Annotated in this window: 10 protein-coding genes; 8 read left to right on the top strand and 2 right to left on the bottom strand. The window is 56.6% G+C overall.

From position 1 onward, the window contains the following. Positions 1-45 precede the first annotated feature (45 nt). The 6 genes from metH to tsaB all read left to right on the top strand — a co-directional run bounded on the left by metH (position 46) and on the right by tsaB (position 9,832). Complete coding sequence (metH, locus tag IPJ96_13760; protein ID MBK7911381.1) at positions 46-3,741, top strand: methionine synthase; 3,696 nt, start codon at positions 46-48, stop codon at positions 3,739-3,741. Positions 3,742-3,847: 106 nt separating this feature from the next. Then, entirely contained in the window at positions 3,848-4,915 is a 1,068-nt protein-coding gene (locus tag IPJ96_13755) for a threonylcarbamoyl-AMP synthase (protein MBK7911380.1), read from the top strand. Positions 4,916-5,082: 167 nt separating this feature from the next. Further along, positions 5,083-6,123, top strand: a complete 1,041-nt coding sequence (locus IPJ96_13750; protein MBK7911379.1) for a hypothetical protein — start codon at positions 5,083-5,085, stop codon at positions 6,121-6,123. A gap of 102 nt (positions 6,124-6,225) precedes the next feature. Next, positions 6,226-7,650: a TolC family protein gene (locus IPJ96_13745; protein MBK7911378.1), complete on the top strand. Its 1,425-nt coding sequence runs from the start codon at positions 6,226-6,228 to the stop codon at positions 7,648-7,650. 14 nt (positions 7,651-7,664) lie between these two features. Next, entirely contained in the window at positions 7,665-9,077 is a 1,413-nt protein-coding gene (locus tag IPJ96_13740) for an efflux RND transporter periplasmic adaptor subunit (protein ID MBK7911377.1), read from the top strand. A gap of 53 nt (positions 9,078-9,130) precedes the next feature. Then, complete coding sequence (gene tsaB / locus IPJ96_13735; protein MBK7911376.1) at positions 9,131-9,832, top strand: tRNA (adenosine(37)-N6)-threonylcarbamoyltransferase complex dimerization subunit type 1 TsaB; 702 nt, start codon at positions 9,131-9,133, stop codon at positions 9,830-9,832. Here tsaB and IPJ96_13730 read toward each other — a convergent pair. Then, positions 9,772-10,455 (bottom strand): response regulator transcription factor, encoded by a 684-nt coding sequence (locus tag IPJ96_13730; GenBank protein ID MBK7911375.1) that lies wholly within the window; start codon positions 10,453-10,455, stop codon positions 9,772-9,774. The genes tsaB and IPJ96_13730 overlap by 61 nt on opposite strands. Before the next feature lie 461 nt (positions 10,456-10,916). Here IPJ96_13730 and IPJ96_13725 point away from each other — a divergent pair, with 461 nt between their 5' ends. Further along, entirely contained in the window at positions 10,917-11,318 is a 402-nt protein-coding gene (locus IPJ96_13725; GenBank protein MBK7911374.1) for a hypothetical protein, read from the top strand. 47 nt (positions 11,319-11,365) lie between these two features. After that, on the top strand, positions 11,366-11,935 hold the full coding sequence (locus IPJ96_13720) for a hypothetical protein (protein MBK7911373.1): 570 nt from the start codon (positions 11,366-11,368) through the stop codon (positions 11,933-11,935). Between the two features lie 35 nt (positions 11,936-11,970). Here IPJ96_13720 and IPJ96_13715 read toward each other — a convergent pair whose 3' ends face one another. Beyond that, complete coding sequence (locus IPJ96_13715; GenBank protein ID MBK7911372.1) at positions 11,971-15,411, bottom strand: pyruvate carboxylase; 3,441 nt, start codon at positions 15,409-15,411, stop codon at positions 11,971-11,973. Positions 15,412-15,457: the final 46 nt, after the last annotated feature.

Below are 15,457 nucleotides of genomic sequence, written 5' to 3'. Positions count from 1 at the left end.
TTTTTTTTCTCCTGGGGTCGCGGAGCGGAAGGAACCTGAACGATTATGCATCCGATTAAAGCTGCACTGCAACAACGTATCCTCGTCATCGACGGGGCCATGGGAACCATGATCCAACGGTATCGTCTCGACGAAGGCGGTTACCGCGGCGATCGCTTCCGGGATTTTCCACATTCGCTGAAGGGCAATAATGACCTCCTCTGTCTGACCCGACCGGAGATCGTGCGCGCCATCCACCGGGAATACCTCGAGGCTGGAGCCGACATCATCGAGACCAACACCTTCAACGCGCAAGCCCTCTCCCTGGCCGATTACCACATGGAGGACCTTGCGTACGAGATCAACCTCGCCGCCGCTCGCCTCGCGAAAGAAGCCGTAGCCGGTTTCGCGGCGGACCATCCAAACAGCACGCCGCGTTTCGTTGCCGGCGCGCTCGGGCCTACCAACAAGACTGCGTCGCTCTCTCCGGATGTGAATGATCCCGGCTTCCGGGCCGTGAGCTTTCACGACCTGGTCGAAGCGTACGCGGTGCAAACCCGCGGCCTCATCGACGGCGGTGCCGACGTTTTGCTCGTCGAAACCATTTTCGATACGCTCAACGCGAAGGCGGCTCTCTTCGCCATCGAAACCGTCTTCGACGAAAAAGGCGTGCAGTTGCCCGTCATGGTTTCCGGCACCATCACCGATGCCAGCGGACGAACCCTCAGCGGACAAACGGTGGAAGCGTTTCTCATTTCCGTATCGCACCTCGATCTGCTGAGTGTAGGATTGAATTGCGCGCTCGGCGCTAAGGAGATGCGCCCGCACATCGAAGAACTCGCCCAGAAGGCGCCCTTCTTCGTGAGCGCGTATCCCAATGCCGGACTGCCCAACCAGTTCGGCGAATACGACGAGACGCCCGACCACATGGGCCACCAGATCGAAGACTTCCTGCGCAGTGGTTTCCTCAACATCGTCGGTGGTTGCTGCGGGACCACGCCCGATCATATCCGCCACATCGCCGCGCTGGCGAAGAAAACACCGCCACGCGTCATTCCTTCGGTAGAACCCTGGCTGCGCCTCAGCGGGCTCGAAGCCGTCGTGCTGCGACCGGATTCGAATTTCATGAACGTGGGCGAGCGCACCAACGTCACCGGCTCACGCAAGTTCCTGCGACTGATCAAGGAAGGAAACTACGAAGAAGCGCTCAGCGTCGCCCGCGACCAGGTCGAAGGCGGAGCACAGGCGATCGACGTGAACATGGACGAAGGCATGCTCGACGCGGCCGACGCCATGACCCGCTTCCTGCACCTCATGGCCTCGGAACCCGACATCGCCAAACTGCCGGTGATGATCGACTCCTCCAAGTGGCACGTCATCGAAGCGGGCCTTCAATGCACGCAGGGGAAGTCGATCGTGAACTCGATCTCCCTGAAAGAAGGCGAAGAAGAGTTCATCCGGCAGGCGAAGCTCGTACGCCGCTATGGCGCCGCGGTGATCGTCATGGCCTTCGACGAGAAGGGCCAGGCGGATACACTACCCCGTCGTATCGAGATCTGCGAACGCGCGTACCGGATCCTTACGGAGAAAGTCGGTTTCCCGCCGCAGGATATCATCTTCGACCCGAACATCTTCCCGGTCGCCACCGGCATGGATGAGCACCGGCGCAACGCGCTCGATTACTTCGAGGCTACCCGTTGGATCAAGCGACATCTTCCACATGCCAAGATCAGCGGAGGTGTCAGTAACGTTTCGTTCTCCTTTCGCGGCAACGATCGTGTACGCGAAGCCATCCATGCGGCCTTCCTCTATCACGGCATACAGGCAGGCATGGACATGGGTATCGTCAACCCCGCGCAACTCCAGGTGTACGACGAGATCCCGAAAGATCTGTTGGAACTGGTCGAAGACGTATTGCTCGACCGGCGCGACGATGCGACGGAACGGCTGATCGCCCACGCGGAAACGCTGAAAGGTACGGGCCTCCAGAAGGAGGAAAAGGAAGAAGCCTGGCGACAGGGTTCTGTCGAAGACCGGCTCGCGCATGCGCTCGTGAAAGGGGTGGTCGATTTCATCGAACAGGACCTGGAAGAAGCGCTCCAGAAGTATCCGCAGCCGCTGCAACTCATCGAAGGTCCGCTCATGGCGGGCATGAACATCGTCGGCGACCTGTTCGGTGCCGGCAAGATGTTTCTCCCGCAGGTCGTCAAGAGCGCACGCGTGATGAAGAAGGGTGTCGCGTATCTGCAACCACTCATCAACGCGGCCGCGGAGGCTGACGCGAAGACGGGAGGGAAGGGCGGCCCCGGCAGCGCGGGCAAGGTACTCATGGCTACCGTCAAGGGCGATGTACACGACATTGGCAAGAACATCGTCGGTGTGGTCTTGGCCTGCAACAACTACCAGGTCATCGACCTGGGGGTCATGGTGCCGGCCGAGAAGATCCTGGAAGCCGCGAGGAAGGAGCAGGTGGACGTCATCGGCCTCAGCGGACTCATTACCCCTTCGCTCGATGAAATGGTGCACGTGGCCAAGGAACTCGAACGGGAAGGCTTCAAGACGCCGCTGCTGATCGGCGGCGCTACGACTTCGCGCGTGCACACCGCCGTGCGCATTGAACCACACTACACCGGACCGGTCGTGCACGTGAACGACGCGTCCCGCAGCGTACCCGTTGTCAGCGCCTTGCTTTCTCGGGAGCAGCGCGATGGTTTCGTGCAGTCGCAGCGAACCGATTATGCCCGTGTCCGCGAACAACACAAGCAGGCGAACGCGGCCGATAAGTATCTCCAATTGCAGCTCGCGCGCGAGAATGCCTTCGTCAGTAACCACCTCGACCAACCGGTACCGAAACCGCATCGGCTGGGCGTGACGGTGCTCGACGATTATCCGTTGGCCGAATTGGTTCCGTACATCGACTGGACGCCCTTCTTCCATAGCTGGGAGTTGAAAGGTTCGTATCCGAAGATCCTGCAGGATCCGGAACGCGGCGCGGAAGCGAAGAAACTGTTCGACGACGCACAGGCGATGCTGAAACGCATCGTGGAAGAGCGCTGGCTGCAGGCCCGTGCCGTGATCGGTCTGTTCCCCGCTTCCCGCGAAGGCGACGATGTGTTGGTTTTCGACCCGGAAGGAAAACACACACGCTGTACTTTTCATACCCTGCGTCAGCAGACAAAGAAACCGGCCGGGCAGCATAACCTGGCGCTCGCTGATTTCGTTCGCGAGCCGGTGATCCCGGGGACACCCGCCGACTATGTTGGTGCCTTCGCGCTCTCGACAGGATTCGGTATCGACGAACGCGTCGCTGCGTTCGAACGCGACCACGACGACTATTCCGCCATCCTCCTCAAAGCACTCGCCGATCGCCTGGCAGAAGCTTTTGCTGAACGACTGCACGAGCGTGTGCGCAAGGAGTTCTGGGGCTACGCCTCCGACGAGCGGCTCAGCAACGAAGAACTCATCGGCGAGTCCTACCGCGGCATCCGTCCCGCACCCGGTTACCCGGCGCAACCCGACCATACCGAGAAACGCACGCTCTGGTCCTTGCTCGACGTGGAGAAGAATACCGGCATTCAACTCACCGAAAGCCTGGCCATGTTCCCCACCGCTGCCGTGTCGGGTCTCTACTTCGCACACCCCGACGCGCACTACTTCGGCATTGGTCGTATTCAGCGCGATCAGGTCGCCGATTACGCGCGACGCAAAGGCCTCTCCCTCGAGGAGATGGAACGCTGGCTGGGCCCGAACCTGGCGTACTGATCACTTCCATGCAGGAGGCCTGGTCGAAAAATTTGAAAATGATAGGTTTAATCTATTATAAGATAGTAATACTATTATTTTTCAAAAATGCCCGTAACTTTGTGGCATGTCGTTGTCCTGTTCGGTGGGTACGGATATCAGTCGGGCCGCCCGCCTGCTCAAGCGCGGAAAATTGGTCGCGATCCCGACTGAAACCGTGTATGGCCTGGCGGCTCATGCGTTCCATCCGGAAGCCGTACGCGCGATCTACACGGCGAAAGGACGCCCCTCGAACAACCCGCTCATCCTGCATACGGATCATCCCGAACGTTTACCAGACTGGGGAATGGTCCTGCCACCACTCGCCGAAGAACTTGCCCGTGAATTTTCTCCCGGTCCGCTCACTTTTGTCATCCCTGCTTCCCGTCGGGTTATACCGGAGGTGAACGGCGGACAAGCCGGCGTTGCCGTGCGCTTCCCCGCACACCCGCTTGCGTTGGAATTGTTGCAGCAACTCGATTTCCCCCTCGTAGCACCGAGTGCCAACCCGAGCGGTTACATGAGCCCGACCCGCGCCGGGCACGTGCTGGAAGGCCTCGGCGATCGCATCGACTACATCCTCGACGGCGGCCCGTGTGCCATCGGACTGGAATCCACCATCCTTTCTTTTCTCGAACCCCAACCCGTACTGCTTCGTCACGGCGGAGTACCGTTGGAACTGATCGAGGAGCGTATCGGTACTGTGCGCCTCCATCCATCACTGTGGAAGGAAGCTGCCAGCATCGACCAACACCGCCTGCAGGAAGCACCCGGCATGCTGAGTCGGCATTACGCGCCACGCTGCCCCTTGCAGATCGGTGATCCCCGCGAACGATCCGGCAAGTACCCCGGCGAGAAATTGGCACGCATCTTTTTTTGTTTACCGACCGGGCCACTACCCGAGCGATCCTGGGTGCTTTCTCCCGAGGGCAGCATGGGAGAAGCCGCGCGCAACTTGTTCCACGTCCTCCGACTCGCCGAGCAAACCGACCCCGACCGCATCATCGTTGAACCTTTCCCCGACGAAGGCATCGGTCGCGCCCTCAACGACCGTTTGCGCAGAGCCGCATTTGAAAGAACAGGAGCGGAGCCGAACGTTTTCACATCGCCACCCGTCCCGCTCTCGCCCCGTCCCGCCCGGGCGGCTGCCCGTTGATATTCGACTGGCGATGGCGTGCCGGGGCTCCATCGGGGCTGGCCTGGAACGTCTCCGGCTTCGAGCCGCTGACAAACCGGCGATGAGGCATATCCGCAGGCTGTTGTTTGAAAACTCCGCAGCCTGCAGCGTGAACCCCGCCTCCCTTGCCGCATCTTCGTAGCGGGATGAATTCCATTTCAAAGAAGAAGCTCAGCTACCGCATCAACGAGGAACTGTTCATGTACCTCGAAGAGTTCGGCCGGCTCGAAGAACTTCCGTTCCGGTATCCGGACCTGCTCCGGTATACCTACAGCGTACCGCTCTACGACAAGTACGGGAAGGACACGCTCTGGGAAACGGTCTATTTCCAGCCTACGGAAATGGAGGAGCTCAACCAGCGACTCGTGAAGACCTACGCCATGATGAAGGTGGAAGGGAACATCAGCCTCATGGAGCACCTGTACGTCGACCGCATCGACTACTGCCCCTTCGGCAACTCGCGGCCTTTTCGCATCCGGATCAAGAACCAGTACAACGACAACTACGACTACTTCTATGTCAAACTCGCCGATGCTTCGCGCGTCTACGGATTGGAACTGGAAGATCTCCTCTCGCCGAACCGCATCAACTACCTGGTCGATGCCGATACGCTCATCGAAGAACACATCGTCGGTATTCCCGGCGACCTCTTTATCAAGAACCAGTTGAACGACCAGGCCGTCAACCCGACGCGCCTTGCCAAGGAGTTCATCAAGTTCAACGAACGCTGCTTCGTACGCCTGCTCGGCGATATGCGGTCCTACAACTTCGTCATCGACATGACCGCCGATTTCGACGATACGCAGTTCCGCTTCCGCGCGATCGACTTCGACCAGCAATGCTACGAAGGGAAGAAGTCGTTGTACCTGCCGCAATATTTCAAGGAGAACAATCCCTACGTCAACCTCTGTGTCAAGTTCATCAACCGGGAAACCGCCCGGCAGTACCAGCTCGAAGAGCGTACACTCATGGCCCGCCGGGTCAAGACCGCGCGCTTCCGGGTGGCGTCTTTGCTCGACGTGATGATCCGCGACGAAATTTCGCTCAAGGTGAAGGTCGAGCAGCTGCGCGAAGAGATGGCTCATCATTACCACCGCCCGCAATTCAACAAGTCCAAAAGCATGGGCGATATTCTCAGGATCTCCCTGGATCAACTCTTCGAACCAGATACGGGCTTCCGGGATTGATTCCGAAATGCCTTTTTTTAACGTTAATCTACGTTAAGGGCTTCCAAATGTTAAAATTGATTCCCTTACTTTGACCCGTCCCTGATCCTTTACCCCTTCCGCATGCGACGTATCGGTTTCACCTTTTTTCTGCTCCTAACCGGGCTTTCCCTGCGTGCGCAACAAGCCTGGACGCTGCAGCAGTGTATCGACCATGCCTTGTCGCACAACCTGCAGGTGAGGCAATCGGAATTGAGCGTCGACCAGAACAAAAGCCAGGTACAGCAAAGCACCGCCACGCTATTCCCCTCGGTGAATGGTTCCGCTTCCCAGAGCTATTTCTTCGGCCGAAGCATCGACCCGTTCACCAACGTCTTCGCCAATCAGCAGATCACCAACAATAACTTCAACCTGAATGCATCGATGAGCATCTTCGAAGGCTTTCAGTTGATGAACACCCTGCGCCAAAGCAAACTGAATTACATGGCGAGCAGGGCGGACCTTGATAAGATCCGGAACGATATCGCGCTCAACGTCGCGACGGCTTACCTGCAGGTGTTGTACAACGAAGACCTCGTCGGCGTAGCCGAAGGACAGTTGGAATCGTCCCGCCAGCAGCGCGACCGGGCAAAACGCCAGTACGAACTCGGTGCCATCGCGCAGTCGGGTTACCTGGATCTGGAGTCCCAGTTCGCCACCGATGACCTCAACCTGGTGAACGCACGCGCGCAACTGGCACAATCCCGCCTTTCCTTGACCCAACTCCTGGAACTGGATTCGGTCAGCAATTTCCAGATCACGCGTCCCGACGTCCTGCTGCCTGCCTGGGACGCCACTTCCGCGTCGGTCGAGGTCGTCTTCAACGCCGCCATGACCAATCAGCCCGAGATCCGTGCTTCGGAATATCGCTACCTCAGCGCTGAGCGCGGACTGTCGATCGCTCGCGGCACACGCTATCCGCGACTTTCCGTGTCCGGTAACCTCAACACCAACATCTCCAGTTCTGCTCAGGAAGTAACCGGTTTTCTGGCCCTGCCTCCCTCGATCGTGGAGTCAGGATTCACCTCCGGCGGCGATACTGTTTATTCGGTTGTTCCCAACAACGTCATTCAGACCCGGGAAACACCCTTCTCCAAGCAATTCGAAGACAACCTGGGTAAATCGGTCGGCTTTACGTTGTCGGTTCCGATCTTCAACGGCTGGGCCGCGCGCAACAATGTTACGCGTGCCCGGATCGGACTCGAACAGGCCCGAATCAGCCGTGAGCAGACCCGCAAGACACTCTACAAATCCGTTCAGCAGGCGGTAACGGATGCCCAGGCAGCTTCGTCGCGGTATGAATCCGGCAACCGCAGCTTGTCGGCACTCGAACGTTCCTTCGAGGAAAACCGGAAACGCTTCGAGGTAGGTGCGATCTCTACCTATGACTTCCTGCTGGTGCAAAACAACCTGGCCCGCGCCCGTGCAACGGCCTTGCAGAACAAATACGATTTCCTGTTTCGTTTAAAAGTACTTGACTTCTACCAGGGCAAACCGTTGTCCTTCTAATCACCCCTTCGCACATGGCCAAGAAAAAGTCCAACCTGATGAAATGGCTCTTGATCACGGTAGCCGTCCTGATCGTCTTTGCCATTGTCGGCAAGAAAGCCGGATGGATAGGAGGAGCGGAGGAAAAGGAAGTAGCCGTGGAGAAAGCCGAAAAGCGTAACATCGCCGAAACCGTATCGGCCAGCGGAAAAATCCAGCCCGAGGTATCCGTCAAGATCAGCCCGGACGTTTCCGGAGAGATCGTCGAACTGCCGGTGAAAGAGGGCGACCGTGTGAAGAAAGGACAACTGCTTGTCCGCATCCTACCGGACATCTATCAGTCGTATGTCGATCGCTCCGTAGCGGCTTTGAACGGGTCGAAAGCCAATTTCGAAAATGCCAAATCCCGCCTGGTGCAGGCCCGCTCCCAATTCGACAAAGCGAAGCAGACCTACGATCGCAGCAAGAAACTATTCGACGAGAAGCTGATCTCCCCGCAAGAATGGGAAGGTGTGAAATCCGCTTACGAAGTGGCACAAGCCGAAGTCTCCGCATCGGAGCAAAGTGTTTCCGCCGCCGATTACAGCGTACGCAGTTCGGAGGCTTCCTTGAAAGAGGCGCAGGACAACCTGCGCAAGACCTCCATCTTCGCCCCGGTCGACGGTACCATCAGCAAACTGAATGTAGAGAAAGGCGAACGGGTCGTGGGTACTTCCCAGATGGCCGGAACCGAGATGATGACGCTGGCCGATCTGAACGAGATGGAAGTCAGTGTCGATGTGAACGAGAACGACATTGTTCGGGTCAATACCGGCGATACGGCTACCATCGAGGTGGATGCCTATATGGGGAAGAAGTTCAAAGGTGTGGTAACCGAAGTGGCGAATTCCGCGAACATCTCGGGACTGACCGTGGATCAGGTCACCAACTTCACCGTCAAGGTGCGCGTACTGCGCGAGTCGTATGAACAGATGGCCGATCCGGAGCATCCTGAACGGAGTGTTTTTCATCCGGGCATGTCGGCCACGGTCGATATCATGACCAAGCGGGTTTCCGATGTCATATCCGTACCGATCCAATCGGTCACCACGCGCGATACGACCGAGAAAGGCGGAGGCACGACGGGTATGAAAGGCGGAGACAATAAAATGGAGGACGAGACCGAGATCACCGTCAAGGATGAAAAGGCGGAGAAAGCGGAAAAGGCCGATCAGTTGGATGAGTCGGATAAGCGTGTCGAATGCGTCTTTCTGCTGGACAACGGAAAAGTTCGACTCGTACCTGTGAAAACCGGCATTCAGGATAACAGCTACATCGAGATCAAAGCCGGCCTGAAAGTCGGCGACCAGGTGGTTTCGTCCCCTTACAGCGCGATCGCGAAGTTTCTCAAGGACGGCGATCCCGTGAAAGTCGTACCCAAAGAGCAGTTGTTCAACAAAAAGGACTGACGCTGATCCTGAGCGAATCAAAACCGGGTGTTACCTTTACACCCGGTTTTTTTATGCCCACACTCCTGCACATCGAGACCGCGACGGCGGTATGTTCCGCGGCCATCAGCCGCGACGGCAAGCTCCTGGCGTTGCGGGAAACTTTGGAGCCGCAGGCGCATGCGGCCATGCTGGCTGTTTTCATCCGGGAACTTTTCGACGAAATCGGTATACAGGCACCTGACCTGGATGCGGTCAGCTATAGTTCAGGTCCTGGTTCATATACCGGTCTGCGGATCGGGATCAGCACGGCGAAAGGACTTTGCTTCGCTGCCGACAAGCCCCTCATCGCGATACCCACGCTGGATGCGCTCGCCTTCGCCGCAACCTCCGTCGTGCAGGCGGGTGATCGCATCATCCCGATGCTCGACGCCCGACGGATGGAAGTGTACACGCAGGTGTACGACTTCAGCGGCCATCCCGAATCAGGACCTGAAGCACTTGTGCTCGACGAACAGGCTTTCGCTGCGTTACTGGCGCAGGGGCCGGTGTGGTTTCTCGGCGATGCGTTGACCAAAGCGCGCCCCTTGTTATCGGCTCATCCGAACGCCCGCTTCCTGCCGGACGTGCTGTGTTCCGCGCAGCATCATGCTCAACCGGCGCTGCGGGCCTGGGAAGACCGACGATTCGAGCACCTCGGACTTTCGGAGCCGTTTTATCTCAAAGAGTTCGTAGCCGGAAAAGGCTCCGTACTCCCGGGACCGGCCCAGGGTTGATAGGCCCGTTGTTCGTACTCTTTCAGCAGTTCGAAAAAGTTCCGGGTACCCGTTTTCCTGTAAAGCTCGCAGAAGAGTTTATCGACCGTCTTCCGGCTCAGGCAGAGGCGATCGGCGATCTCTTCCGCGGTCTTTCCTTCCCGCCGCAGTTCGACCATGCGGCATTCACGGGGACTCATGAGACCGTCGGCGCTTTTTGTTTTCAGGATTTGCTGCCGCCGGAGGAAATGCAGCATCGCCTGCGTCACATGGCAGTTGAGGTGGATGTCGCCCTGCAACACGTCGCGACAAGCCCGGTAGAGGTCTTCGCTGTCGGAAGTTTCGGGTAACAGGGCCTGTACGCCCGCATTGAGCAGTCGGAAGATGTCTGAATCGTCGGGACGATGCGCGGCGGTCCAGCCGATGAACCGGCAAGCGGGCCAGCGTGCTGTCCATTCGCGCATCTGTCGTTCGAACAAGGCAGCATGCGTCGGCACAAGAAACAGGAGTAGTGCCGGCTCCTGCTGCCCGATCTCTTCCGGCGCGGTCATCCGGAAGGTCAGGGGCGCAGCCAATTGTCGCAACCAAGCCTGCGCCCAGGCCGGCGCGACGATGGTCAGGGTGGTGTCGGGGAATGTTTTCATGCAGGCGAATGTGCCGCCACGCCGGCTTTCTCCCCGTTCAATTAATGCAGTTGAATGACAACACTATTGACAAGCACCTGTCAGTAGAGCAGGCTGTTCAATAAATGCAGGTGCATAGATGGCGGAAAGATGGCTTACTGAAACTGGTAAGATTTTAAGCCTTTCATTGGCTTATTGAACTCTTGTTTTGCAATTGAATTAAGGCGTCGAGCACATCGCAGTAACTGGCAACAATTCACTGCATGAATGACTGATACACAAGTCCCGTCAACGGATCTGGCGAATCAGAAATAATATGTTATCGGTAGTCTAAAACAACAACTCAAAAAATAGGCATGAACTACTTTGTTCCGCCCTTTCGTTGCCCGAAGCATCATCGTTTCCGATGTTGATTAAGGAACTGCATTAGTACAGAAATTAACAATCATTCATCATTCATTAACCACTAAAATCAAATTAAAATGAAAGTAAAATCGATTATTCTCTCATTCCTGTTTACTTGTCTCGTTTCTTTCTCCTTCGCTCAACTTGCGAAAATTCGCATCGAAGGCGATTGGGGTCGCCCGCGCCACGATTGCACCGGCTTTGGAATTTGTGGTCTTCGAATTTCTGTTGGCTTTGGGACATTGTCCGAGGTGCGCCTATCTTCGGACCAAGGCACCGTAATCATGGACGTGCCTTTAGCGTTGACGAAGGGTTATGAAAAGCAATTTTCAGGATCAGTTTTCCAGGCGGACGAAGAGTATCAAATCCCGTCGGATATCTGTAAAGCTTTAGGCGCAAAGAAGCAATTGTTTATCCGGGCCGGAAAGCATGACATGAAGAAGACGGAGGTAGGCTACACCATTTATTTCAAGCAGTAAGAGAAGATGTCCCGGAATCCGTAAATTCCGGGACATTTAAGATAACGATGAAAAACACCGTCTTCCTTTTTTTTGTACTCGTATTGTCATCCTGTAATTCGCTTCTGTTGAGAATGAACGGTATGCGTAACCCTGAGAAACCGGTTGCCCTGGAAGAAGTAATTTCATTTGCCCAGAGTATAGGCATAGATACAAGCCGGATTCTCTTCTGGACATCGTCTGATGCTAAAGCTAAATTTTGGAGAAAGTTCAATTATATCCCTGACTTATATGTATTTGATAGTAATGGTAATTGGCTGCCCTATCGAGATAATGCAGCCTGTAATGCAGCCGGTTTTAGTTTGGCCAAAGAATTCTGCAATTACACGTTTTCATCCCCAGATTCATCCGAGCAAGTAGAGTATTATCTCTCAAATCTCCGCAAAAGCGATTCTAGTGTTGTGACTTCGATTCTTCCGCCGGGGAAATCGTATACCATCCTGATAGCCTGGGGCCGATTTCTGGGTCCAGTAGCCAAGGAGCATTTACCAAAATGGCAGGAAGACCTGTTGCAGAACAAAGACTGTGTTTTTCAACACTATTTCGTCTGCTTTGACAGGATAAAACGACAACAATAATTCCTGGCAGTATTCCGGAAGTAGACCGGTGTATATTAACCCACCGACACCACCAAATCATCCGTCTCCACCATGGAGCCTTCCGAGAGGCTGACTTGCTTGACGGTCAGGTCGCGGGGAGCGGTGATGGTGGTTTCCATTTTCATGGCTTCGATGGTGAAGAGCGGCGTGTTCTTCTTCACCGCTTCACCGCCCTTGACGAAGACTTTCGAAAGCCGTCCCTGCAAGGGTGCGCCGATCTGGTCGGCTCCGCTCGCTTTGGGATTCGTGACTTTCTTCACCTGCGCCTTGCGGTCCTTTACTTCCACACTGCGCGTCTGTCCGTTCAACCGGAAGAACACGGCGCGGTTGCCGTTGTCGTCGGTTTCGGCTGCTACATAGAGCAAACGGATGAGCAACGTTTTTCCCGTGCCGATGTCGACCAGGATCTCTTCGTTCGGTTTCATGCCGTAGAAGAAGTTCACCGTCGGCAGCGAACTCACGTCGCCGTACTGCTTCCGGAAGCGGTAATACTCGTCGAATACTTTCGGATAGAATTTCCAGGACAGGAAGTCTGAGAATCCCTGGTAGTTGTCGTACTGCTTCTGGAAGGTCTCGAATTCCTTTTCAAAATCCACCGGCGGGAGGTGGGCATTCGGAAGGTCGGTGTACGGCTGCTCGTCTTTCAGGACGATCCGTTGCAGTTCCTTCGGCCAGCCGCCGTCGGGCTGACCAAGGTCGCCGCGCAACATGCCTTTCACCGATTCGGGGAACGAAAGCGTTTCACCACGGGTGAACAGGTCTTCTTTGGTCAGCTTGTTCGTGACCATGAACATGGCGAGATCGCCCACCACCTTCGAGGAAGGCGTGACCTTCACAATGTCCCCGAACAAGAGGTTCACTTCTTCGTAGGCTTTCTTGATATCATCCATCCGATCGGCCAGGCCGAGCGAGATGGCTTGCGGCTTCAGGTTGGAGTACTGGCCTCCTGGAATCTCGTGCTTGTACACTTCGGCCGTTCCGGCCATCAGGCCTGATTCGAAAGGATAGTAATATTCACGGACCGTCTCCCAATAGTTGGAGAAGGCATTGAGGGAGTCGATGTTGAAATTGGTCGCGTGTGGCGTATTGCGCAGGGCTTCGGCCAGTACGTTGAAGTTGGGCTGGGAGGTTAGCCCGGAAAGCGACGCCAGGGCGACGTCCACCACGTGTACGCCCGATTCGATCGCCTTCAGCAGGGTCGCCGACTGAATGCCCGAGGTGTCGTGTGTATGCAAATGAATCGGCAGACTGACCGCTTTGCGGAGTTCTTTCACCAGCACTTCCGCCGCGTACGGCTTCAGCAAACCGGCCATGTCCTTGATGCCGAGTACGTGCGCGCCGGCATCTTCCAGTCGCCGCGCCATGTCGAGGTAGTAGTGCAGGTTGTATTTGCTGCGCTTCGGGTCCAGCAGATCGCCGGTGTAACAGATACAGGCTTCCGCCAGTCCGCCGGTGCGTTCGCGAACAGCCCGGATGCTTACTTCCATGCTCTTGATCCAGTTCAGCGAATCGAAGATGCGGAAGACGTCGACGCCGTTCTCCCAGCTTTTTTCGATGAACTTCTCCACCAGGTTGTCGGGGTAGGAGGTATAACCGACCGCGTTGGCGCCGCGGATGAGCATTTGCAGGAGAATGTTCGGAATAGCCGAACGGAGCAATTGTAAACGCTTCCACGGGTCTTCGTGTAAGAAGCGGAGCGCTACGTCGAAGGTCGCACCGCCCCAGACTTCCATCGAAAAGAGCTGCGGATGGTGCTGAGCAAAGGCTTCGGCTACGCGCAGCATGTCCTGCGTGCGCACCCGGGTGGCAAGCAGCGACTGGTGCGCGTCCCGGAGCGTGGTGTCGGTGAATTGAACGCCAGCTTGTTCTTTCATCCACGCGGCGAACTTCTCCGGCCCCAATTCGTCGAGGCGTTGCTTGGTTCCGGATTGCGCTTTTACACTACGATCCCAGGAAGGAACCACCGCGTGTTGGAACACACGGCTGGGGTCCGGCTTCGGTACGTCGGGATGGCCGTTCACCAGTACGTCGGCCAGGTAACGCAGCAGCTTGGTGCCCTGGTCCTGTTTGGCGCGTACCTGGAAAAGGTCCGGGTGCTTTTCAATGAAACGTACGGTCACTTCCCCGGCTTCGAACACCGGATGCGTGATCACATTCTGCAGGAACTCGATGTTGGTCTTCACGCCACGGATTCGGAATTCCGACAGGGCACGGTACAAACGCTTCCCGGTGCCTTTCAGTGTGCGTCCCTTGGCCGTGACTTTCACAAGCATGGAGTCGAAGAAAGGCGACACTTTCACGCCCTGGTAGGAACTGCCTTCGTCGAGTCGGATGCCATAGCCGCCGGCATGCCGGTAAGCGATGATGGTGCCGTAGTCGGGCTTGAATTCGTTCTGCGGATCTTCCGTGGTGATGCGGCACTGGATGGCGAACCCATTGCAGCGGATCTTATCCTGTCCCTGGATATCGATGATGGAGGAATGCAGGGGTTGTCCGTCCGCGATCAGGATCTGGCTGCGGACGAGATCGATGCCGGTCACTTCTTCGGTGACCGTGTGCTCGACCTGGATGCGCGGATTCACTTCGATGAAAAAGACATTCTCCGCGTGGTCGACCAGGAATTCCACCGTGCCGGCGTTGTTGTAACCGACCTTCGTCGCGATGGCGAGTGCATGACGATAGAGCGCTTCGCGTGTTTCCTGCCGCAGACGCGGAGCCGGCGCGATCTCGACCACTTTCTGGAATCGACGCTGTACGCTGCAGTCGCGTTCGAACAGATGGACGATGTTACCGTGCCGGTCGCCGAGGATCTGCACTTCGATATGCTTCGGGTCGTCGACGTATTTTTCGATGAAGATGGTATCGTCGCCGAAGGCATTGCCTGCTTCGCGGCGCGCTTCAGTGAAGGCTTTTTCCAATTCCTCCTCCTGCCGGATGACCCGCATTCCGCGTCCGCCGCCGCCGGCACTGGCCTTGAAGATGATCGGATAGCCGATGCGCCGCGCCTCTTTCAACGCCATCGAAATATCTTCCAGTCGTTCCTTGTTGTCTTCGATGACCGGTACTCCACAGGCACGTGCCACTTCTTTCGAGCGGACTTTGTCGCCCAGTTGTTCCATGACTTCCGGATCGGGGCCGACGAAAATGATGCCTTCTTCCCGGCAACGACGCGCGAACTGGACGTTCTCCGAGAGAAAACCATAGCCGGGATGGATCGCCTGTACCTTGTTCAGCTTCGCGACACGCAGGATCTCTTCGATATCGAGGTAGGGCTTCAGCGGATCGCTGTCCTGTCCGATCTGATACGCTTCGTCGGCTTTTAAACGGTGGAGCGAGTAACGGTCTTCGTACGTGAATACCGCGACGGTGCGAATGCCGAGTTCGGAGGCTGCACGCAATACACGAATAGCGATTTCGCCGCGGTTGGCGACCAGCAATTTCTGGATACGGTCCATGGAAGAGGAAAATATTGGCCATCCAAAGAAAAGCAACCGCGCCCCT

The sequence above is a fragment of the Bacteroidota bacterium genome (genome assembly GCA_016713765.1).
Lineage (GTDB): Bacteria > Bacteroidota > Bacteroidia > AKYH767-A > 2013-40CM-41-45 > Pollutiaquabacter > Pollutiaquabacter aromativorans.
This window is presented reverse-complemented; position numbering and strand designations above follow the sequence as displayed.